Source organism: Enterobacter sp. BNK-16 (assembly GCF_048684955.1).
Taxonomy (GTDB): Bacteria; Pseudomonadota; Gammaproteobacteria; order Enterobacterales; family Enterobacteriaceae; genus Enterobacter; species Enterobacter bugandensis.
The window spans coordinates 4,522,499-4,545,225 of sequence record NZ_JBLQTQ010000001.1 but is presented as its reverse complement, the minus strand read 5'-3'; the positions used below and the strand labels follow the sequence as shown (position 1 = coordinate 4,545,225).

Genomic DNA, 22,727 nt, shown 5'->3' with positions numbered 1-22,727 from the left:
CGACTGATGATTAATTACCTGGAGCAGCCTTTGCAATTGGCGGACCATCAATATGCAGTTATTGACCGTATGCGGGTGCCAGAACTGCCGGAAAGCTGGCCGCTTATCGAACTGGTTTCGCCGATGCTGGCACCACAAGCCCATCTTTACCCGTGGCTGATACCGTTGCATGGGCTTCCATCTGTTGAGTGGAGGACGTTGATGGCTGACCTTTCGCGATGCGCAGATCCAACTTCACCGCCGACGAGTGTCCTTTTACTGTCCAGCCCACGCCCAACAAATATTGTACGTAATCTGCTGGTCAATGCGCTGTTTTTAAAGGATACAAACCAACAGGGACATATCCTGCGTTATTACGATCCACGAGTGTTGTTTCATCTGCACTGGATGTTGAGCCCATGGCAATTGTTTAACCATCTACCCGCCCAGGAAATACCGTACTGGACATTCTGGCTGGAGGGAGAGTGGCACACACTGGCTTTCCCGGCTCGAGTTTCTTGCCAGCCCGGAGACCAAACAGAAATTCCGCTGGCGCAATTACAGCGTTGTGGGCAGATAAACCTTGCCCTGGAAAAATTGCCACCCAATGTCGATATGGCGCAGCGCCAGGAGAGCAGTCGCAAAATAGATGCTTTGCTTGTGCAGGCGATGATATGTGGACTGCCGACCCAGGAAGATCGTATTGCATTTGCGCTGCATGGATTAGTGCAGCCAGAAGGTTTCTGGATGGCTCCGAAGATGGCTGCATTCCTGGCACTGTCCCAACAGGCTCCTGACTATTATCGTGATGTAACCAGTAACTGGGATGAAAATCTCTGGCAGGAGATGACCCAAATGCAGCCCTATAATAATGCATGGAACAATTAATATGAGTACACAAAAAGGCTGTAAATTCTGTATTCGCTATGGGTTGCCAATTTTACCCGTTCGCCCGGCGGTTGTGGCAAAGGATGATGCATTACCTCTTTTGCCAGGTAGCGTCACCCTACCTGCAGTAGCAAAGGGCGAAACTGCATGGACGGGACGCTTGCTGCGTGAGGGCTATTTATACATCTGGTCTGAGTCAGGTAACCGCTGGATAAATTATTTTGTCACTTGCGAAGGATATTATTACCCTCTGCCTGAAAATGGAGATGTGCCTCCTGATATTGCAAATGGCAAGTCTAAGCCATGCGTTACTCAGCCAGAAGAACTGGCGAGTGCATCACTGATAACGCTACCGGTAAAGCCCTTAGGTATGAAAAACGGCGTGTTCTGGTTCTGCTGGTCCGAAGTGGAATGGACACCTGCGGTTCGCACAAAACATGAAGATGTGTCATATCGCATCCAGTATATGCAACGTTTTGACATGGATGCCTGGATTAATAGCGGCAAGGCTGACCAGACTATTGCAATGTCAGCGCTGACAGAAACAGTGGCGGAATACAGTAAATCAGGAGAAAGCTGCAGTGCCAGAATATGGTCCCGCGCCCCCTGGAAAGCGGCCACGATATTTGAAGCCCGTTTAATCAAAAAATCGGCGGACAAGCTTTACCCAAATAAAGGCGCAATGATAGTGCTGCAGGATCCACCTGCAGTATTGCAGGATCTCTCCGCCCTTATAGACTATGAGCTGCAAAAAAATATCTATAAAAATGCGAAATATCAACGGGAGCTTGCTCTGGCTTCTGCAATTACTGGTTTGAAAGAATCGATGAATCGCCAGTTTGAGCGGGACTCTATAGAGAAGAGTGAGAGCGAAGAGCGTGTGGCGCTTTATGGTCCCTTTGGCTACGCCGGGAATAGCGATGTTCCGGATAATATGTACACTTCGATCGGCGATAAAAAAATGAAGTCTGAAGCAGCCAGGAAGTGGGCGAAGTATGAACAATACTATGAACCATCAAAAGTAGCTGACTTTCAGAAGAAATTTAATAAAATTTTACAGCAATATAACGACAGTGTCGTAAGTCCACGCACCGAAATGTATCTTGAGTGGATAAAGGGCAGCGTATTGCTCGAATATTTTAAGCATAATTTTGATACCCAGGAATTGAAAAGCGGTATTGAATATGTCCAGACGCTGAATTACTGCATTGCCGGGATGCAGGACAAAGTGGGGGTCATTCGTCATTTCAATGATTTGTTGTCAGGGACACCTACAGATGTAACAAATATACTGGCTCGTGCTTTAATATTAAATCAGGATGTTCTGGCTGAAAAGTTAGCTAAAGCTACTGAAGGCTTTTCGGACTGGTTTGCCATTCCCTGGAATGGGATCTCCGATGCCTTTAAAGATTGTATCGAAAAAATGCGTGATAATGCTGCCGGTGTGGCAGGAATATTCATTGGGTTACTTTCAGGTATATTAACAAAACAGATCGCACAGGCATTAGAATCAAACAAAGTCTACGGCTGTTTAGTTGCGATGGGTGCAATAACAAATAAAGCACTGGTTCCTTTAGAAAAAACAGGGAAATATAAAGAGTTTGTTTCTGAAGTGGTCACGCAACTGGCTAAGGAAAGCGGACTGGACAGCAGAGCAAATAAAGACAGCTTACGACATTATGTTAGACGGGAGTTGAGACGACTCAGAATCGACGGGTTGCCAATGGAAGTTGAGGAAACAAAAAAATTTCTGGTCATGGTTGATATTGACAAAGTACACGAGATGGCATCGCTGCCACCCAAAGAGCGTGCTATTGCATTGAGTAAATTACTTCGAACCTCGGCAGATGTTGAAGCTCAGCAATTTAGCCGCTGGAAGGGGGCTGTCCAGCGTGGAGTCACAAAAGCCGGACAGGCTATGCCATTTACATTGGGGGTATGTTCCGGGATTCTTCAGGTTGCAGCACTTTTTATTTCTGCTGATATTCACAATAAAAAAACGCTCACTGCCGATCAGGAAGAAGCGCATTCCCGATTTTGGGCGGGCGTATTAGGTCTTGGAAGTACGATATTAGGCATTATCGAGACCGGTATTAAACAATTTCGGTTATTTTCCAATGCTGCGTCGAGGCTCCGGGTTTTCAGCTCTGAAACCTTTCTCAGATGGGTTGGCTACGTGGGGAAAGCATTGGGTGTGGTGGCTGGAGTGATTGCTGCGGGATATGACTTATATCATAGCATTAATGAATTTAATAAAGGACATACCGGACTGGCTGTTGCTTACGGTCTTTCAGGGATCGCTGGTTTGTGGCTTGCAGTTGCAGTTGCTGCCTCTCTTCCTGTAATAGGAACGTTTATTGCAGTTGCGATTTTAATAGGCACAGCAATATATCTGGCGTTTCATAATCGCGATAATATTCAGAAATGGCTAATGCAGTGCTTATGGCGAAGGATACCTGTTGATACAGATAAAATACGTGAAAAACAAGAACAATATAAGCAGATAGAAGCTGCCGAACTGCCTATATGGCCAACCATGAAAATGGAAATGGATGAGCTTAAGTTAGCTCTGGGAGTGGAGGGATAAAATGGATTATTACGGTCTTTTTCCTAAGTTCAAATTAAACCGGTCTCTTAGTGATGAAGAGAGAACGCATCAGCTAAAACAACATCAGGCAACTGAACTAGATGGACAATCTTTAGTTCCTGATATGAAAGTGATAACACTAAATTCCTACTATCTGGAGTTGGTTGACAAATATTACTCGGCAAAAGGGTTTCTTAGTTTAATCGCTGCGTTTGGTTTTTTTTCATTTACATTATATTACCTGGTTGTGCTTATTGGAACTATTCCTTATCTCAGATGGAAGTTTTCGGGAAGTGAAAAAGAACTTTTGATTTTTACTTTAATGTTGATTCCCGCCATTCTGTTTTCATTCAAGCTTCTAAAAACTGAATGGTTTGCCTGGACACATTACCCCATTCGCTTTGACAGAAAGAACAGACTGGTGCACGTATTCCGGTTAAATGGTTCAGCCTACAGTGTTCCCTGGGATAGCGTTTTTTTCACCACAGGACTGAGCCACAGAAAAGATGCGAACAAAGACTACTACATCAGCGGTCATGTGCTGGCGGATGATAATGAAACCGTGATTGACACCTTCTGTCTGCCGGCCACGCATTCGGACAGGAAACAGCTTGAAAGGCACTGGGAGTTTGTCCGGCGTTACATGGAGGAAGGGCCTGAGTCCGTCGTTGGTGTTGTTGATTTTTGCCTGCCCATCACAAAAAAACGCGAAGGCTATCGCTTTGGTCTGCTCTATCTTTTATCCGGCTTTAACGGCGCACCGTTATTTCTGTTTCCGCTCCTGTTTGCGCTGGCCTTTATTTTCAGCGTTCCGCGCTATCTGGCGATGGTGACAAGCAGGGTGCCTGTCTGGCCGGAGAGTATTGAGTCACTGTGCCGGGTTGATAAAGATGACCCTTATCTTGTCGATGCTTCTTGTAATCCTGAACATCCGTGGCGGAATCTTTTCAGGAAACCATCAGCAAATAACAGGGAATAAAGATGAAAGGTATGCTGGAATGGGATGAGGTTAAATTGGCTCCGGGGTGTAGAACAAAATGGATTATTACGGTCTTTTTCCTAAGTTTAAATTAAACCGTTCTCTTAATGATGAAGAGAGAGAGCATCAGCTAAAACAACACCAGACAACTGAAATGGATGGACAATCTTTAGTTCCTGATATGAAAGTGATAACACTAAATTCTCACTATCTGGAGTTGATTGACAAATATTACTCAGCAAAAGGATTTCTTAGTTTAATCGCTGCATTTGCTTTTATGGGATTTTCATTGCTCTATATTACTGTGATAATTAAGAGTATTCCCTATATTGATTGGGAATTCTCGACGAGTGAAAAAATGTTTCTGTCGATGAGTTTGATTTGTATTCCAACCATAATAATGACATTCAAAGTCCTTAAAACTGAATGGTTTGCCTGGACACATTACCCCATTCGCTTTGACAGAAAAAACAGACTGGTGCACGTATTCCGGTTAAATGGTTCAGCCTACAGCGTTCCCTGGGATAGCGTTTTTTTCACCACAGGACTGAGCCACAGAAAAGATGCGAACAAAGACTACTACATCAGCGGTCATGTGCTGGCGGATGATAATGAAACCGTGATTGACACCTTCTGTCTGCCGGCCACGCATTCGGACAGGAAACAGCTTGAAAGGCACTGGGAGTTTGTCCGGCGTTACATGGAGGAAGGGCCTGAGTCCGTCGTTGGGGTTGTTGATTTTTGCCTGCCCATCACAAAAAAACGCGAAGGCTATCGCTTTGGTCTGCTCTATCTTTTATCCGGCTTTAACGGCGCACCGTTATTTCTGTTTCCGCTCCTGTTTGCGCTGGCCTTTATTTTCAGCGTTCCGCGCTACCTGGCGATGGTGACAAGCAGGGTGCCCGTCTGGCCGGAGAGTATTGAGTCACTGTGCCGGTTTGATAAAGATGACCCTTATCTTGTCGATGCTTCTGGTAATCCTGAGCATCCGTGGCGGAATCTTTTCAGGAAACCATCAGCAAATAACAGGGAATAAAAATGAAAGGTATCATTCGTATCGGTGATAAAACTACCGGGAGCGGTCAGGTTATGGATGGCTCAAAGAAAATGAAATTTGCCGGTATTGGTGTGGCGCGTAAAGGCGATCCTGTCAGTTGCCCGATATTAGGCCACAGCCCTTCTTTTATCGCTGAAGGGCATCCAACTATGAAAGATAATGGCGTACCAGTTGCGTTTCACGGATATAAATGTACCTGTGGATGCACACTGATTACTTCTTTAAGTAATGCGACTACGAGTAAATAATGCCCGTTGATCTTACCTGTATTCCAGCCCGTGCAAAACGACAATCTGCACCTTCTTTTAAGCGCTGGGTGATACTCCTGTTTGTACTTATTGTTGCCGGAGCGGGGATCACAGCCTATTTCTGGCCTACCAGTTCGCCCACTAATACGGCTATGTTCTGGTTTTGTTTTTTTGGAATCCCCTCGACCATCGGTGGGGTTGCATTTGCGTTTCGCTGGCTGATTTATCTTGCCGGAGAATGGTTGGCAGATGGCTGGGATGCGGCCAGGGAGTGGGATCTTGCTCAGGATATTCGGTGCGGTCAGCGTAATCTCGGTATGTTAGGTTACGTAGTTCATCTGCCGCATGTCATTTCGTCTGCATCCATTTCTCAACAGATGCAGATACCTGAAGGTATTACATTGCCTACAAAGGTGGACGAGACTGGCGAGTTGCTTATTCACCACGCCAGTTTTAGCGATATGGGATTGCCTGTACTGGTGAGAGTAAAAGCACGGATAAACTCCTTGCTAAGGGAGACTGCGCTACAAAATGCGTTTCAACGTATACCCCAAAATTCTCCCCTTGCTGTATTATTTCAGTTCAGCCCGGATATATCTTTTTCACGCGAAGAGCTCGCCGCGATACAGCAATTAGTGCAAAACAGCATTGGTTTCCCTTTCAATATTACTTTTATCAGCGGGGAAGGATTACAGACGATTGATGTGTGGCTTGATAGACCAGATGTGATGCAGACGCTGCTTGTTATTACTCTGAATCTTACGGAAAAAATCATAGATGGTACCGGGGAAGCGGCGGCAGCACTTTTGATGAGTTCACCTGAAAGACCCGAGGTAAACCGGAACGTTGTGGCTCAGGTCCATAGACCTGAAAAGATGAAGACTACGCAGGATATGAGTAGCGCGCTTATGCAGTCATTACACTGGGGAGAGTCTGCTCCAGAAGAGATAAAACACATCTGGTTAACGGGCACGGGTGTCAGCAATAAAGCAACAGCCTTGCTCTCAACCTCTGGTGTTCGATTTCCTGTTGCCGGACAACCATGTGATATTGATTTAAAAACAGGACTGACGAGGAATGTTTCACCCTGGCTTGCGATAGCTGTTGCCGCTGACCAGGCTGGACAGTCTGAATCATCACAGCTTGTTATGTACGTTCCGGACGAAAGTAAATATCCCTGGTTTATGATTGTTTGCCCTGTAGCGAAATAACTCACCAGCATTATCCATTGTCTGTGAACCGATGAGTTTACTTTCGGTTCCAGTTTTCCCACGACTGATAAAACTGCCATCAGCTTTTTGATCGGAGTGCACTGAAGTGACGCGTCTTTTGGCAATATTTAAAAATACAACGTTCCAGCTATGGCTGATTCTTTTGTTTCTTTTTGTAGTGGGAACGACAGTTTTCTGGTTACTTGAATTCTCTCCCGAAACGCTGGGAGTGACGGACGGCTCTGTACAGCAAGGATATTGGTTTTTTACTTGTGCGTTGCTGACTGGCGGTTTGGTGTTATTTATTATTCTATTTTTTATTGTCACTCGCCTGTTCGGTGAGAAAAACTATAAAGCTATTAAGGCTGCTTCAACCGGAAAAGAAGTAATGGCTCAGGTTGAAAAGAAAAAGGATAATACATACTGGAATGAGTATTTAACTCTCAGAACCTCCCTCCGCCGTAGATATACCTTCTTCTGGCACCATAAAATCCGTCTCTTGCTAATCTCTGGTGATGATGCCGCGATCGAACAGCTTATTCCAGGCCTGCAACAGCAGCAGTGGCTTGAAGGCAACCGTACCGTGCTGATTTACGGCGGAAGTCTGACCTCTGAGCCTGACCGAGAGAAATACACCGCGCTACGTAAACTGCGCCGCGGACGCCCGCTGGACGGTATTGTACGCGTATTGCCCCAGTCGCTTAATCTGACTCCACAAATCAGCGATAACGATTTACGCGGGCTTGAAAAAATCAGCGAACTGCTGCGCTATTCCGCGCCGGTTTGGTTATGGCAACTGTGCGACAGTAAATGGTCGCAGGCTAAACGCACTGAACAGCCGGTCGGGGCCAGTTTCCCGATCCGTGCCAGAGCCGACGACATTACCCGACAGCTTGAAATGATGCTGCCCGAACTACGGGCGCAGGGCGTGAACCAGATACTGGAGAATAACAACCACGATTTCCTGCTGCGTCTTGGCCAGCATTTCAAAGACGGCGGTATCCCCCGCTGGGCTCAGCAACTGCTGCCATGGCTCTCCGACGCTCAGCAGCGCGTTCCGCTGCGCGGCCTGATGTTCAGCCTGCCGGAGAATAAATCTGCTGATACGTCAGGGGGAAAAGCCGACGCTGAGAAATATGTTCCAGAGTCACAACGCCATGCCCTGACTCTGCCGGTGACATGGCAGGGGATCGTTGACGACTGCACCCGTATCCGCGGCCGCCGGGTCGGTATGGCATGGGAACAGACGCTCGCCTGGACGCTGGCGGCCATCATTGGTCTCTGGGGGGCGGGGCTGTTGGTCTCGTTTATGCTGAACTATGGACAAATTACCTCAGTAGCAGGAAAAGCCCGCAATCTGGTTGAACATCCTTCGGTATCCGACTATCAGCTGACGGCGCTGCATGCACTGCGAAACGACGCCGGGCGCATGTTGCACAATATTCAGGAAGGCACGCCCTGGTATCAGCGCTTCGGTCTTGACCATAATCAGCAACTGCTAAACGCGATGCTGCCCTGGTACGGCGTGGCGAACAACCGCCTTATACGCGAACCGGCGAACGCCGCCCTGGTGCAAAAGCTCACAGCGCTGGTCAGTTCAGCGCCAAACAGCGACCAGCGGGCGCAGCTGGCGAAACCGGGTTATGACCAGCTGAAAGCCTGGCTGATGATGGTTCGTCCGGATAAAGCCGACGGTGCATTTTACGCGCAAGCGATGAAAACCGTGCAGCCGACGCGTATGGGCATCTCAACCGGGCTATGGCAGAGTCTGTCGCCGGATTTATGGGCTTTCTACATTAACGAATTGCCAAAGCAGCCACAGTGGAAAATCACCCCGGACGCGCAGCTGGTCAGCCAGAGCCGTCAGGTGCTGTTGCAGCAAATTGGCCACCGCAATGCAGAAAGTACCCTGTATGAGAACATGCTCAAATCCGTACGCCGTAATTTCGCCGATGTGTCTCTGGAGGACATGACCAGCGGTACCGATGCCCGTCGGCTGTTCACCACCGAAGAAGTGGTGCCGGGTATGTTTACCCGACAGGCCTGGGAAGGCGGTATCCAGCAGGCCATTGAGAAGGCGGCAACCTCGCGCAAGGATGAAATTGACTGGGTATTGAGCGATTCCCGCAAAGCCATATCGGCGGATCTCTCCCCGGAAGCGCTCAAAGCGCGCCTGACAGAGCGTTACTTTACTGACTTTGCCGGCAGCTGGCTGAACTTCCTCAACAGCCTGCGATTAAATCCAACGAACAATATTGCCGATGTCACCGACCAACTGACGCTGATGAGCGATGTCCGCCAGTCGCCGCTGATTGCCCTGATGAATACACTCGCCTGGCAGGGGCAGACCGGCCAGAAAAGCGAAGGCCTCTCAGACTCAATCATCAAATCGGCTAAAGACCTCGTAGGCGGGAAAGACAAACCTGCGATTGACCAGTCAGCGTCAGGCCCACAGGGACCTCTGGATGAAACCTTCGGCCCGCTGCTTCAGCTTCTGGGTAAAAACAACGGCAGTAACGTCATGTCGGCTGACAACTCTCTGAGCCTGCAGACCTATCTGACCCGTATCACCCGCGTGCGCCTGCGCCTGCAGCAGGTGGCCAGCGCCTCAGACCCGCAGGAGATGATGCAGACCCTGGCGCAAACCGTATTCCAGGGCAAAAGTGTGGATCTGACCGACACCCAGCAGTACGGCAGCCTCATTTCGGCAAGCCTTGGCGAAGAGTGGAGCGGTTTTGGCAGCACGATGTTTGTGCAGCCTTTGACCCAGGCCTGGGAGACCGTGCTTCAGCCGTCGGCAGCAAGTCTGAATGACAAATGGAGTCGCTCAGTTGTGGCTAACTGGCATACGGCATTTGACGGGCGCTTCCCGTTCGCCGCGAACAAGAGTGATGCCTCTTTGCCCATGCTGGCCGAATTTATACGTAAGGACAGCGGGCGTATTGAACGCTTCCTGACGACTGAACTCAGCGGTGTGCTGCACAAAGAGGGCAGCCAGTGGGTGCCGGATAAGGTCAACAGCCAGGGGTTGAGTTTTAACCCGGCCTTCCTGCGGGCCATTAACCAACTGAGCCAGCTGTCGGACATTCTGTTTACCGATGGCAGCCAGGGCATCACTTTTGAGCTGCAGGCGCGTCCTGTGCCGCAGGTGGTGGAGACGCAGCTGACCATTGATGGGCAAAAGCTGCACTACTTTAACCAGATGGCCGACTGGCAGTCCTTCCGCTGGCCGGGAGACACATACAAACCAGGAACAATGCTGACCTGGACCTCGGTCAACACCGGAGCGCGTCTGTTTGGGGATTACAGCGGGACCTGGGGCTTTATTCGCTGGCTGGATCAGGGCAAGCGGCAGCAGCTTGACCGCAGCCAGTGGATGGTAAGTTTCACCGCCCCGGATGGTCGTACTCTGCAATGGGTACTGCGTTCACAACTGGGCAGCGGGCCGCTGGCATTACTGGCACTGCACGGCTTCACGCTGCCGGATCAGATCTTCAGCGTTGACAGCGCGGCCACGGCTCAGGCGCTGATGGCCAACACGGAAAATAGTGACATGGATGGAATCGAATAATGAGCACTCTTCAGAATCTGGTTGCCGCCTGTCAGGCGGACGAAATTGAACTACGACAGAAGGCGCAGGTACGAACAGAAAGCTGGCGGCCCTGGCTTGCTCCTGTCAGCGACACCAATCCTACAGGGGAAGATCCGGGTTATGACGATGATTTCCAGCGTATCAGAGAGGAGGTGAATAAACTCTCCGGCATCGATACCGGGCTGATTTGTACGCTTGCCGAAAAATTGCTGACCACCACCGCCAAAGATATCCGGATTGCCACCTATTACTGCTGGGCGCGTCTGCACCAGGACGGGGAAACCGGCTTTGCCGAAGGGCTTGAACTGCTGGCAGGATTGCTGCAGCGCTACGGAGTGCAGCTTCATCCGCAGCGGGAGCGAAGCCGTAAACCGGCGCTGGAGTGGCTCGCAGGCTCTCGTCTGCTCGACAGCCTCTCCCTCTGGCCTGAAGTAGTGCGCAGCGATGCTCAGCGCACTGCCGGTGCGCTGTTGCTCATCCGCGACAGTCTGGAGACAGAGCCGGAAACGTCACGGCCAGAACTGAATGCGCTGTTCAGCGCGCTGGAATCCCGCCTGATGAAGGCTGGTGGCGTAGATGCTTTGGTTCCTCAGAACGCCAGTGACTCGTCTCAGCCACAGATCTTATCGCACGTGACAGAACATGATGCGCCCGTCCTGAGCCGCATTTCGTCAGGTCAGGATTTACTGGCCCAGGCCCGGACCCTGACGGGTTATCTGCGTGAGCAGCCCGATGGATGGCTTGCCGCACACCGGCTGATGAAAAGCCTACGTCATGACACGCTGAGCGCTATCCCGGCTCCTGATGCAGAAGGGAAAACGCGCATCGAACCACCGCGGGCTGACCAGCGGGCCATGCTCAAACGTCTGTACCTGCAGCAGAGCTGGCTGGAGATACTGGAGCACGCGGACAGCACTTTCTCCCGTGGCGCCAACCACCTCTGGCTGGATTTGCAGTGGTATATCCACCAGGCCCTGATTAAATTGGGGCAGGATGTACTGGCTGATATCATCGCTGCTGACCTGAAAGGATTGCTACGCCGCCTCACTGGGCTTGAAACGCTGGCCTTTAATGACGGTACGCCGTTTGCTGATGAGGTCACGCTGAACTGGATAAATCAGAGCGTGCTGGACGATATGTCCGGCTGGCGTGATGAGCGAGTCAGTACTGACGGTGAGACGGACAACGATATTCTGGCCCTCGAGCAGGAAGCGCTTGAGAAGGCGGACACGGATGGCCTGGATGCCACACTTCACTGGCTGCAGACTCTCCCGGGCAACGACTCCACGAAAGACAAATGGCTGCTGCGCCTGCTAATGGCCCGCGTGGCGGAACAAAAGGGTAAGAACGAACTGGCTCTGCATCTGCTGGGGGAACTCGATGGCGCTGCACAGTCCATCACCCTCACGCAGTGGACCCCAGCGCTGCTATTTGAAGTCAAATCGCGCCGTCTCAGACTGCTGCGCATGAAAGCCACCCGCAGCGAAACCGATAAATCTCGGCTTCAGCCCGAGATGGATCAGCTTCTGGCCGGTCTGATTGCGCTTGACCCGGCAGGCAGTGCGGTGCTTTGCGGGTAACCAGGACTGAATTCAGCGAAAAGGAAAAACGTATGCCAACAAAAGGCTTTTAACTGGTGCAGGGTGACAAAACAACCTGCGGCGGGAGAATTATCACGGGCGCAGAAGATCACACTCTGTTTGGTAAACCTGTTGCCCGGGAACAGGACGGCGTAACCTGCGGTAAATTTGTAGGAATTTACAAGGTAGCCGGTGACATCGATAACGATATCATTCACGGCAGACGAATGGCCGGGACTCTCGACAGCTACAGTTCATGCCCCTGTAAGGCAAAGTTTATTCCGTCGATGATGAATGATACGTACGAGAAGAGTTCGGCTGGTACAATTTCAACTGCAGGAGGAGCTGGAAAGACATCGTTTCTGGCTGGCTCACGGGCTGATACGATATTTGCTCCTGGCATTGATAGTAGCCAGTCTGGTCAAAATGACCTTGCGGGAGTGTGTATTGCAGAACCGAATGAACTGAGTGATGGCGTTTTCCTCTGGACAGAAACCCAAGGTGCAGGCAGCGGTAATGAAACTGCCGGGGCAATAGGCAAAGGAAGTGGGCTCACAGGAAAAAGGCTCGAGCGGTTATGCCCCCACAACATTCAGCCAATCCCAGGGAATTGAGAATGATTAAGCGTCTACTGCTAGCTTTTGTGCCTGTAGTTTTGTTTTTACTGGTCAGTACAACAATTCTTTCCCTTTCACTCATGGATATCAAATACACTTTTGAAACCGTGTTAATTGGAACAAGTCTGGATTATTTGGTTGACGAAACCTACTCCATGGTTTGGCTGTTTTATGGTTCTTCGAATATTGCTTTTGTTGTTATTTATATTATCTCTCTTATGGTGTTTAAGCGAGTAAGCAAGAAATATTAGTCGATATTATATCAATAAGTTGCAGGCTGTCATGGCTTCCCTTTATTCCTAACACTGTTAAACATTCAATCATATTGGTTATCTATGGACGACTTAACCCTGCGTTACTACGACGCTGAAATGCGCTACTTGCTGGAAGCCGGCGAAGAATTTGCCCGCGCTCACCCCGAGCAGGCAGCAATGCTCAACCTCGATAAAGCTGGCGCGCGCGACCCGTACGTGGAACGCCTTTTTGAGGGCTTTGCCTTCCTGATGGGGCGATTGCGTGAAAAGCTTGATGACGACCTGCCTGAACTGACAGAAGGGCTGGTCAGCCTGCTCTGGCCGCATTACCTGCGCACCATACCGTCGATGTCGGTGGTGGAGTTCACCCCTGACTGGCGTGAGATGAAAGAGCAGATGCGCATCGTCAAAGGCTTTGAGGTGAACTCAAGGCCGATCGGTGAGAAGGGCACGCGCTGTCGGTATACCACAACTAAAGAGATTACTCTCCAGCCGTTGTCGCTTGAGCACGTCCGCCTGTCGACTGACCCTGACGGGCGTTCGGTTATTAGCCTGCGGTTTAACTGCAGCCATCTCGCCGACTGGAGCCGTATCGATCTCAGCCAGCTCCCGTTCTACTTCAACGCAGACGCACCACTAGCCTGCGCCATGCATGAAGCCTTTACCATGAACACGGCGCGCCTGTGGTTGCGGATGCCGGGTGATATAGACAGAAGACCGCTTGACGGCTATTTCGCTGTGCTGGGATTTGACGATGATGACGACCTTTGGCCGAAGGGGAGCAGTAGTTTTAGCGGCTATCAGCTGCTGCTGGAGTACTTCACCTTCCGTGAGAAATTCATGTTTACCGGCCTGCGTGGGCTGGAGACCGTAGTCTTTCCGGCTGAACTCCCCTGGTTTGAAATCGACGTGGTGCTGGCAGAACGCTGGGAGCATGATTTCAGCTTTACCGAAAAGCATCTGCGCCTGAACTGTGTGCCGGTGATCAACCTGTTCCCGCTGGAATCTGACCCGCTGACGCTCAACTCCCTGCAGACCGAATACATGCTGCGACCGATGCGGGTGCAGGACGGCCATACCGAGATTTACTCTGTGGACTCGGTGATGTCATCCAGCCAGCATACCTACGTGCCATTCTCGAGCTTCCGTCACAAAGGCGGCATGATGCGTCATGAAGCCCCGGAATATTATTATCACACTCGTGTGCGGCGCGGCCCGTCAGGCCTGTACAACACCTGGCTTATTCTGGGCGGCGAAGCGTTTGATAACCACACGGTACCAGAAGATGAAAGTCTGTCCCTGACGCTCACGGGCACCAACGGCCAGCTACCACGGCGTGCGCTGCAGAGTACCGTACTCGATACGGTGATGAAAACCACCTCGGCCAGTATCGCCGTGCGTAACCTGTGTGCGCCAACGCTGCCCTGTTATCCCCCGGCGCAGGATCGCTTTCACTGGCGTGTACTGAGTCATCTTGGCAGCGGCTTCCTGTCGATGATGGATAATGCCGACGTGCTGCGCGGCACCCTGGCGCTGTACGAGTGGACCGACAGCGAGATGAACCGCCGTCGCCTGGAAGCCATCATTGACGTGAAGCACAGTGAAACCGAACGCTTTGAGCAGGGGTACCTGGTGCGCGGGGTGCAGATTGAGGTGACGTTGGACAGCTACGGCTTTGCCGGGCGTGGCGACATCTGTCTCTTCGGCGAGATGCTAAGCCGCTTCTTCGCGCTCTACACCGATATCTATCTGTTTAACCGCCTGATTATCATTCTGCAACCGACCGGAGAACGCCTGGAATGGCAAGAGAAGCACAACCGCCGTATTCCCGGCTGAGCCCACGGCTGGAGGCGGATCTTCACCGCATTAACTTTTACCGTTTCTGTCAACTGCTGGAGAAGCGCAATCCAGGTAAGCCGTTGATGGGCTCGACCAGCCATCCCGCCGATGACCCGGTACGTTTTGCACCGCACTCGGGGATGGGATTCCCATCCAGTGAGCTAAAGGCTGTCGAGTATGCCGAGGATGATGACAGCAGACCACCGCTCATCCGCACAACCTTTATGGGGATGTACGGTGTCGACTCACCTCTGCCGACGGCCTATCTCGATGATATCACTCAGCGTCGTGAAGGGTATGAAGCGCTGCAGGGTTTTCTGGATATCTTCAGCCATCGCATCCTGACGCAGTTTTACCGCATCTGGCGCAAATACTCCTATCCCGCAACGTTTGAGCCGGGGGGAACGGACAGCATTTCACAGTCGCTGCTGGGGCTGGTAGGGCTGGGCATACCGGGAACCGCAAACCACATTGCCACCCCGGTGTCCCGCTTTCTGGCGTTACTCGGGGTTCTGCAGCAGCCGGGCAAAACCCAGGAGGGGATGCAGGCCCTGGTGACACTGCTGGCCCCGGATACTCTCGTGAAGGTCAGTCCATACTGCCTTCGACCGGTGGAGGTCAGTCAGCAACTGGGCTTCTACGGTGATGACGATTTTCAACTGGACGGCAATACCCCGCTGGGTGACGAAGCAATGGATGCCAGCAGCCAGTTGCTGGTTGCGCTCGCGACGGAAAACGAACAGGAGGCGCAGGGCTGGAAGCCGGACGGCCAGCTGTATCAGGATTTCCTGGTCATGCTCCGGGTGTACCTGGGCTGGCGGTTCAAGGCCAGAATTACATTGACCACTTCAGTCCGGCTGCTGGCCGTTCCACCGCTGGGCGAAAGCCCTTTCTGGCTGGGAATGAACGGTGTGCTGGGAGTAGAGGGTGATACTCTTTCGGATGAAATACCCGATACCTTTACGACAGAACTGGGTGATTACCGCGGGCTGGAGCCTGCGAAACCGCAACAAGGAAATCGACGTGTTACCTACAAGTTTAATTAAGACCATGCGCTGGATTATACCTTTTATGGCGATTAGCCTGACAGGCTGCGGCGTGGCGCAGAGCGTCACCGACGGCACCAAATCGGCGTTTAATTCTGTGTTCTATAAAAAGATTAAAATACTGCATCTGGATTTCACTGCACGTGAGGCGCTGAACATTGATGCCCGAGAAAGTAATCCGCTTTCTGAACCAGTCGTGGTGCGGGTTTACCAGCTTAAAGATCGAAAAATCTTTGATAAGACGGTTTATATGCAACTGCTTCAGGATGATAGCAGCATTCTGAAAGACGATATGCTAGCGAGCCGTGATGTCGTGGTAAAACCAGGCGGTGATGCAAGCCTTGATATGCCGATGGAAGAAGCTGCGCAGTTTGTGGCTGTGGTGGGGCTGTTCCGCCATCCGGATGAGGTCAACAGCACCTGGAAGCAGGTTATTAAACGCAGCGACCTGGATCCGGATAAACCGCGTACTCTGGAAGCTGGCGAGAATCATCTGACGCTGCAACCGCTTAAGGACAACTGATGCCCCACGGACATAACACGCCTTCACTGTATGAAATGCTAACCGGAAATTTTTCCGGTGGCCTCAACCTCAACCAGGTGAGTGAAGAAAATCAGGTCATCCTCTCAGTGTTGGATAATATGCAGCGCGTTCTCAACTGTCGCGCCGGCACGCTCGCGCATCTCCCTGACTTCGGCTTGCCCGATATGACGAAAATCCTTCAGGGTATGCCAGGGACGGCCCATGAACTTATGAGCACGCTGTCGACTGTCTTGCTCAAATATGAACCTCGACTGAAGAAGATAGATGTTGTTCTGCTGGACCAAAAAGTTCCAGGCGAACTGCGCTATGCCATTGACGCTGAACTCAAGGGCATTGGCCTGGTGCGCTATGGCACTGAGTTTATGCCCGAAGGACGGGTTCTGTTGAGGCACCTCAGGCAACAGCAGTATCTCGACACGTCAACGCGTATATGAGGTCAGTTAGCACAATGTCAATAAAATCACAGTTCTTGAAAAAATTGCAGGCCAGACAACCTACGCCGGCTTTGCCTTGCAGCAAGAGTCAGATGGACATAGCTGAGTTTCGCCTGCGAATGGAGCAACTTCAGACGCAGATGGATGAGTGGCTCACAGGTACCGGACTGAATGTGAGCACTGTCTCTGCTTCCGTTTCGGACCTGCTGGTGGAGGGAGGGGCTTTCGAGATTTCCGGTATCGTTCTGCGTTATGACAACCGGGCAGTAAAATTTATGCCGGTATTTTTGTATGGTCAGGGTGTGGCTGGCTGTGTCGAGATAACATTCTGTTCCGGGAAAAATGTTATTTCTCAAGGCCGCCTGTTCATGCGGGTTAGGGGAGTGAGTAACTGGACTTATAGTCCCCCTGATACATCGCCTGAGTCTGGACAACGATTTGATGAAGCTATTTTTTTCGGTCTGATTTTAGCGCTGTTGCCATAGCGTTAATATTCACCCCCTTTATTAGTTACTCAGCACTGGACCGCGAAACAATCATGGAAGCAATAATGAAAAAACTCAGCCTCTTTCTAATGTTGAGTGTGTTTTTTACCTTACAGGCTGAGGCTGCACGAGGAAGACAGCCCTGTTCAGGTTCAAAAGGAGGAATTGCACATTGCACCTCGGATGGTCGTTTTGTCTGTAACGACGGCAGTTTTAGCCAGTCGAAGCGATTCTGCTCCGGGTACGGTAACGCCATAACTCACCAGCAGGAAAAGCCTTCCCTTCCCGCCAGTAAAACACGGACGAAAAAGACGGTAACTCAGAAAAAGAAGGAGCAACAGGCCTTGGCAGAAAGCGACGAGCCGGTCAGTACGCAACCCCGTCAGCCCACATGCGCTCCTCTCTATATGGCAAACAAGCCCGGCTTCACTCATTTACCGATTTGTTCAGGGAATCAGTATTAATCCATGTGAAAGAGATTCTTTGCCACGGTGTGGATTGAATAAACTGGATTGCAAGAAGAAAGGAAATAAATAAAAATGGCACGAAGAAAAAAAGATAACAATGCCGCGGGAATTATTCTGGTTATTATTGGTGTAATTGCGTGGGGTATTTATGTCGCAGTAAGAGCATTAATTAATTTGAATGAGCGATTTATTGAATCTGTGTCGAATCCAGCAGGGATAATCGCTCTGTTCTTTGGCTTGCTGATAGCCGTTGCATTGATAATACGGATTTTCATTTACCGGGGCTTCCGTAATAGAACAGCGGAGCTTGAACGGGCCGTGTTTGACCTGGCACAGAAAGAGAAAGCCTTTGAAGAAACGGTCAGTGCTGAAGTGGCTCGCGGCCTGTATCAGGAAAAGAAACAGCTTTCGGGTCAGTGGGAGGAATTTCACAATGCCAGAAAAAAAGCCTCTCGGGCACTGCAGCGTATTGTGGACACAGCATATAAATTCAAAGTCAAAACACTGCTCTCCGGCACCACGGTAAATAACTGGCAAAGCAAGTACGACCAGCTCAGGAAGGAGAGAGAGGCTTACTCAGCTATCAGTGAAAAAATCAATTTTCTCGAGCTTGAGGATAACGCCGACTGGGAAAGCGTAAAACAGCAATTTCTGGATAAGGTCGCCCTGCTGGAAAAAGCGCAGGAAGAAAAAGAATTTCAGGCCGAGCTCAAACGTCAGATGCGAGAAGAAAAGCAGCGTCAGGACGAACTGGACAGGCAGCAGCACGAAGCGGAAGAGGAAGAGCAACGCCTTGCTGAACAACAGCGTTTACTGGAGGAAGCTCTACTTGCCGCTGAAGGTGCTCACAGGGAAGAACTGGAAAGACAGCGCCTGGAGTTGGAGCAGAAAATTCAGGACGTCCACCAGCAGTATGAACGCGCCAAATCCATGGCCCAGCTTACAAAACAGGGACATGTGTATGTGATTTCGAATATCGGCTCTTTCGGTGAAAACGTCTTCAAAATCGGTATGACCCGACGACTGGAGCCCATGGAGCGCGTAAAAGAACTGAGTGGTGCCGCCGTGCCTTTTGATTTTGACGTTCACGCCATGATTTCCTGCGATGACGCCCCCGCGCTTGAAAAGACGCTGCATGACCATCTGGAAAGCTACCGGATTAACAGAATTAACCTGCGTAAGGAGTTTTTCCGTGTCGAGCTCAGCAAAATTATCGATGAGGTAGAACGTCACCATGGTCAGGTTGAATATATTGCAGACCCTGTTGCCCTACAGTATCTGCAAAGTCTTGAATATGCAGAAAGCGAAGCAGCATAAACGATAATTCGCCATAGTTCCTCAAGTAAAAGGAATACCTGGTCATGAATGACATCACCCCGCGTAAAATAAAAACCGGCGGCGACCCGCGCACGCTTCCGGAATATACCTCCCTTCGTAATGAATTGAATAAACTAAGCCATCCAGCGCGCCCGGATGTGAACTGGGTATACGTTGAAAAACGCTGCCTTTCATTATTCGAGCAAAACGGCGTTGAGTTGCAGACCGCAGCCTGGTACACCCTTGCCCGTACGCACCTGTCTGGATTAGCTGGTCTGAATGAAGGGCTCGCTATCCTGGAGGCGCTGATTAGTCGTCAGTGGGATGTTCTCTGGCCGCAGTCGCTGCAGGTTCGTATGGAAATCCTTAGCAGCCTGAGCCAGCGACTGCAGCAGCGCATGCGTATGCTTCCATTAAATAACGGTAATCTTCGCGAACTTTATAGCGCTGAAGCGTTGCTTACACGCCTGGGCGAGGTGCTTCAGCGCCTTGAGCTCAAACACCTTAGCCAGTTTGATACGTTACGAATGGTGATACATTCAAGCGCAGCAAGGCTGGAAACCAGTACAGGCATGACAGACTTGAATGGGAGCGGGCCCGGCAGTGAATCGCCTCCGGAGAGGACAGAGCCAATCGAAGCGGTGAAATGGGTCTATGTTGCGCAGCAGGAAACCGAGCCGAAGAGTGAGGACCGTATGGTGGCTCACGGGTCTGTCAGACCATGGAAACCTTTTGTCGCTGGGGCGTGTTCTGCGCTGCTGGCCTGCGTCGCCGTAGCGTGGGGATGGGGCTTTCTGTCCAGACCCGATCCCTTAACGACTCAGGCCATTGCTTCGCTGGCGCCGTTACCTGAAGTGCTTACACCTGTTCAGCAAGACGCGTTAACGCAGCGAGGAACGTTACCGTCTACGTTTATTTCAGATACGCAGCAGCAGCTTGCACGGCTGGATAAACTGTCTCCTGACTGGAATATTTCCTACAGCCTACAGCTGTTAAAGCAGCTCCAGACATTACGGCCCGAAGAGGCTAAAGCGCTGATAGTACAGTGGCAAAAAAAGTTTAACGCGACGGCGTTGCCTGTAGACGCAATGAACAGCTGGTATCAGGGGATGATGACGCTTCAGCAACTGAGTGATCGGCTGAGTAGTCTGGATGAGCAAAAGGGAAAATATATAACCGTGAGTGAGCTTAAATCCGTGGTTTTTTCGACTATGCAGTCATTTAACCATGCGATACCCGCTGAAGAGCAGCTCAGGCGCCTGTCGCAGTATCCTGCAGGAAGTGCGCTCCCTGAAGCAGAAAAGACCCAACTTGAGCTTCACCTAAAGCAACTGGCAACGCGTTATGCTCAAATAAAGCAGGATGCTTCTGCTCAATGAGTTTTTGCAGCGAACAGACTAATTTGGGTTAAAAACAGAGGAAGATAAAAGTGTCCCCTGCAGGAATCGAACCTGCAACTAGCCCTTAGGAGGGGCTCGTTATATCCATTTAACTAAGGGGACGAGGCGGCACGAGTATAGCGTTATTTACACTTTGCGTTAAGCGCGTTGCCGCCTGACTGCTCAAAGAGTCACCATTCAGGTTGATTTTTTTGCTGCTTTATCCTTTTCTGCCTGCGCCTTAAGCTCGGCTTTGCGTTTATTCGACATGTCGTTACGGATTTGGGCATGGCTTAACAGCGCGAAGATAAACGTTCCACCGCAGATATTCCCCGCCAGCGTCGGAATGGCGAACGGCCAGAAAAAATCGCTCCAGTGAAGCGTGCCATTAAAGACCAGGTAAAGTATCTCAACGGTACCGACCACGATATGCGTGGTATCCGCCAGCGCAATCAGCCAGGTCATCAGTATGATCACCACGATTTTAGCGCTACCGGCAGAAGGGAACATCCACACCATTGTGGCGATAATCCACCCAGAGATGATGGCATTAGAAAACATTTCGACCGGCGTGTTTTTCATCACATCCATACCGATCTTCACAAACGCGTCCCGGGTGGGTTCATCAAATATCGGCATATATTCAAATGCCCAGGCCGCGATGCCCGTGCCGATGATATTTCCCAGCAGAACCACGCTCCAGAGCCTCATCAATAAACCAAAATTGCCGAGGGTGGGGTTTTGCATCACCGGCAGTACGGCGGTCACCGTGTTCTCCGTAAATAGCTGCTGGCGGGCCATGATGACGATAATAAAGCCGAAGGTGTAGCCGAGGTTCTCCAGTAAAAATCCGCCAGGAACGCCCTCCAGCTGCACATGAAATATCCCTTTAGCAAGCAGCGAGGCGCCCATTGACAGTCCAGCCGCGATTGCTGACCAGAAGAGGGCCATGGCATCGCGCTCCATCTCCTTTTCGCCGTCCTGGCGTATATGTTCGTGAATTGCCATCGCGCGGGAGGGGAGGCGATCCTCATCAATCTCTATCTCCTCACCGCGCGCTTTCTCCTCGCTTTCAATTTCATGTTCCTCATTACTTTCGCCAATTTTGTCTTCACCCACTTCTTTCATATCTGCTCCCGGAGGTTGATCTTTCTTTTAAGCGTAGCGGCTTTTATCGGGATGCCTGTGGGGATGCTCTTAAATTGGCGGGAATGACAACAAAGGTGATACATCTTGTTCAAAGACATTATAAAATTGCCAGCGAAACGAATTCCAAAAGTCAGGCTATGCTGAGATCAGAGTCATGGTGATTACTGCCCGTAACTGTACTCATAGACATCGGTAAACGTGCTGTTACAATCACTTGCACGTTTTCAGACGGAGCGCCAGATGCTCCGTTACGGATGGCAATCAACGATAGCCATACTGAACAGGGAGATATTTATGAAACTTCGGCTGTCGGCGCTTGCGCTGGGCGCGACGATGCTTGTGGGCTGCGCCAGCTCCGGGGAGCAAACGGGACGCTCCGATCCTCTCGAAGGATTTAACCGCTCTATGTATAGCTTCAACTACAACGTGCTGGACCCGTATGTGGTTCGCCCGGTGGCAGTAGCATGGCGCGATTATGTTCCACAGCCCGCGCGTAATGGGTTAAGCAATTTTACCAGCAACCTCGAAGAGCCTGCGGTGATGGTCAACTATTTCCTGCAGGGCGATCCGTATCAGGGGATGGTGCACTTTACGCGCTTCTTCCTGAACTCCCTGCTGGGTATGGGTGGTTTTATCGATGTTGCAGGTATGGCAAACCCGAAACTGCAGCGTGAACAGCCGCACCGTTTCGGCAGTACGCTGGGGCATTATGGTGTCGGTTACGGTCCTTACGTCCATCTGCCGTTCTATGGCAGCTTCACCGTGCGTGATGATGGCGGCGATATGGTCGATACGCTGTATCCGGTTCTGTCGTGGCTGACCTGGCCGCTGTCGGTGGGTAAATGGACGGTGGAAGGGATTGAAACCCGTGCGCAACTGCTTGATTCAGACGGTCTGCTGCGCCAGTCGTCCGATCCGTACATTATGGTGCGTGAAGCGTACTTCCAGAATCATGACTTTATCGCCAACGGCGGCAAGCTGAAGCCGGAAGATAATCCAAACGCGAAGGCAATTGAAAACGAACTCAAAGATATTGATTCGGAATAAATAAAAAAGGTGAGCAACGCTCACCTTT

19 protein-coding genes, 1 tRNA gene and 1 pseudogene are annotated in these 22,727 nt (G+C 50.8%); 19 read left to right on the top strand and 2 right to left on the bottom strand.

The window, feature by feature from the left end:
* Nucleotides 1-6 precede the first annotated feature (6 nt).
* From ACMGGH_RS21820 to ACMGGH_RS21735, 18 genes and pseudogenes are all read left to right on the top strand, one after another.
* On the top strand, nt 7-867 hold the full coding sequence (locus ACMGGH_RS21820; protein ID WP_232948897.1) for a DUF4123 domain-containing protein: 861 nt from the start codon (nt 7-9) through the stop codon (nt 865-867).
* A 1-nt stretch (nt 868) separates the two neighbouring features.
* On the top strand, nt 869-3,454 hold the full coding sequence (locus ACMGGH_RS21815; RefSeq protein WP_420299201.1) for a T6SS effector BTH_I2691 family protein: 2,586 nt from the start codon (nt 869-871) through the stop codon (nt 3,452-3,454).
* Between the two features lies 1 nt (nt 3,455).
* Nucleotides 3,456-4,433: a DUF6708 domain-containing protein gene (locus tag ACMGGH_RS21810; protein WP_232948895.1), complete on the top strand. Its 978-nt coding sequence runs from the start codon at nt 3,456-3,458 to the stop codon at nt 4,431-4,433.
* A 58-nt stretch (nt 4,434-4,491) separates the two neighbouring features.
* Nucleotides 4,492-5,469 (top strand): DUF6708 domain-containing protein, encoded by a 978-nt coding sequence (locus tag ACMGGH_RS21805; protein WP_232948894.1) that lies wholly within the window; start codon nt 4,492-4,494, stop codon nt 5,467-5,469.
* A 2-nt stretch (nt 5,470-5,471) separates the two neighbouring features.
* A complete protein-coding gene (locus tag ACMGGH_RS21800; RefSeq protein ID WP_232948893.1) occupies nt 5,472-5,738 on the top strand; it encodes a PAAR domain-containing protein in 267 nt (88 codons plus the stop codon).
* Nucleotides 5,738-6,949 (top strand): hypothetical protein, encoded by a 1,212-nt coding sequence (locus ACMGGH_RS21795; protein ID WP_193066313.1) that lies wholly within the window; start codon nt 5,738-5,740, stop codon nt 6,947-6,949. Before ACMGGH_RS21800 ends, ACMGGH_RS21795 begins: the two co-directional genes overlap by 1 nt.
* 388 nt (nt 6,950-7,337) lie before the next feature.
* Nucleotides 7,338-10,520, top strand: coding sequence for an ImcF-related family protein (locus ACMGGH_RS21790; RefSeq protein WP_416172906.1), 3,183 nt, complete (start codon nt 7,338-7,340; stop codon nt 10,518-10,520).
* Nucleotides 10,520-12,121 carry a type VI secretion system protein TssA gene (gene tssA / locus ACMGGH_RS21785; protein ID WP_232948891.1) on the top strand — a complete coding sequence of 534 codons (1,602 nt, stop codon included), beginning with the start codon at nt 10,520-10,522 and terminating at the stop codon, nt 12,119-12,121. The genes ACMGGH_RS21790 and tssA overlap by 1 nt, the downstream gene beginning before the upstream one ends.
* A gap of 53 nt (nt 12,122-12,174) precedes the next feature.
* Nucleotides 12,175-12,432 (top strand): annotated as a pseudogene (locus ACMGGH_RS21780) (PAAR domain-containing protein); the annotation flags it as partial.
* Between the two features lie 305 nt (nt 12,433-12,737).
* A complete protein-coding gene (locus tag ACMGGH_RS21775) occupies nt 12,738-12,989 on the top strand; it encodes a hypothetical protein (protein WP_100169918.1) in 252 nt (83 codons plus the stop codon).
* Between the two features lie 84 nt (nt 12,990-13,073).
* Nucleotides 13,074-14,828 carry a type VI secretion system baseplate subunit TssF gene (tssF, locus tag ACMGGH_RS21770; RefSeq protein ID WP_063437050.1) on the top strand — a complete coding sequence of 585 codons (1,755 nt, stop codon included), beginning with the start codon at nt 13,074-13,076 and terminating at the stop codon, nt 14,826-14,828.
* Nucleotides 14,792-15,877, top strand: coding sequence for a type VI secretion system baseplate subunit TssG (gene tssG, locus ACMGGH_RS21765; protein ID WP_063155677.1), 1,086 nt, complete (start codon nt 14,792-14,794; stop codon nt 15,875-15,877). Before tssF ends, tssG begins: the two co-directional genes overlap by 37 nt.
* Complete coding sequence (gene tssJ / locus ACMGGH_RS21760) at nt 15,855-16,400, top strand: type VI secretion system lipoprotein TssJ (RefSeq protein WP_063437052.1); 546 nt, start codon at nt 15,855-15,857, stop codon at nt 16,398-16,400. The genes tssG and tssJ overlap by 23 nt, the downstream gene beginning before the upstream one ends.
* Nucleotides 16,400-16,855: a type VI secretion system baseplate subunit TssE gene (gene tssE / locus ACMGGH_RS21755; protein ID WP_048959654.1), complete on the top strand. Its 456-nt coding sequence runs from the start codon at nt 16,400-16,402 to the stop codon at nt 16,853-16,855. Before tssJ ends, tssE begins: the two co-directional genes overlap by 1 nt.
* A gap of 14 nt (nt 16,856-16,869) precedes the next feature.
* A complete protein-coding gene (locus tag ACMGGH_RS21750; RefSeq protein ID WP_232948890.1) occupies nt 16,870-17,340 on the top strand; it encodes a hypothetical protein in 471 nt (156 codons plus the stop codon).
* A 65-nt stretch (nt 17,341-17,405) separates the two neighbouring features.
* Entirely contained in the window at nt 17,406-17,804 is a 399-nt protein-coding gene (locus ACMGGH_RS21745; RefSeq protein WP_167401636.1) for a hypothetical protein, read from the top strand.
* 75 nt (nt 17,805-17,879) lie between these two features.
* Nucleotides 17,880-19,124 carry a GIY-YIG nuclease family protein gene (locus tag ACMGGH_RS21740; RefSeq protein WP_048959653.1) on the top strand — a complete coding sequence of 415 codons (1,245 nt, stop codon included), beginning with the start codon at nt 17,880-17,882 and terminating at the stop codon, nt 19,122-19,124.
* 44 nt (nt 19,125-19,168) lie between these two features.
* Nucleotides 19,169-20,503: a VasL domain-containing protein gene (locus ACMGGH_RS21735; RefSeq protein WP_232948889.1), complete on the top strand. Its 1,335-nt coding sequence runs from the start codon at nt 19,169-19,171 to the stop codon at nt 20,501-20,503.
* A gap of 51 nt (nt 20,504-20,554) precedes the next feature.
* Here the strand turns inward: ACMGGH_RS21735 and ACMGGH_RS21730 are convergent.
* Nucleotides 20,555-20,626: transfer RNA gene (locus tag ACMGGH_RS21730), tRNA-Arg, on the bottom strand.
* Between the two features lie 75 nt (nt 20,627-20,701).
* Entirely contained in the window at nt 20,702-21,631 is a 930-nt protein-coding gene (locus tag ACMGGH_RS21725; protein WP_041908869.1) for a formate/nitrite transporter family protein, read from the bottom strand.
* A gap of 315 nt (nt 21,632-21,946) precedes the next feature.
* Here ACMGGH_RS21725 and mlaA point away from each other — a divergent pair, with 315 nt between their 5' ends.
* Complete coding sequence (gene mlaA, locus ACMGGH_RS21720; protein WP_041908870.1) at nt 21,947-22,699, top strand: phospholipid-binding lipoprotein MlaA; 753 nt, start codon at nt 21,947-21,949, stop codon at nt 22,697-22,699.
* Nucleotides 22,700-22,727: the final 28 nt, after the last annotated feature.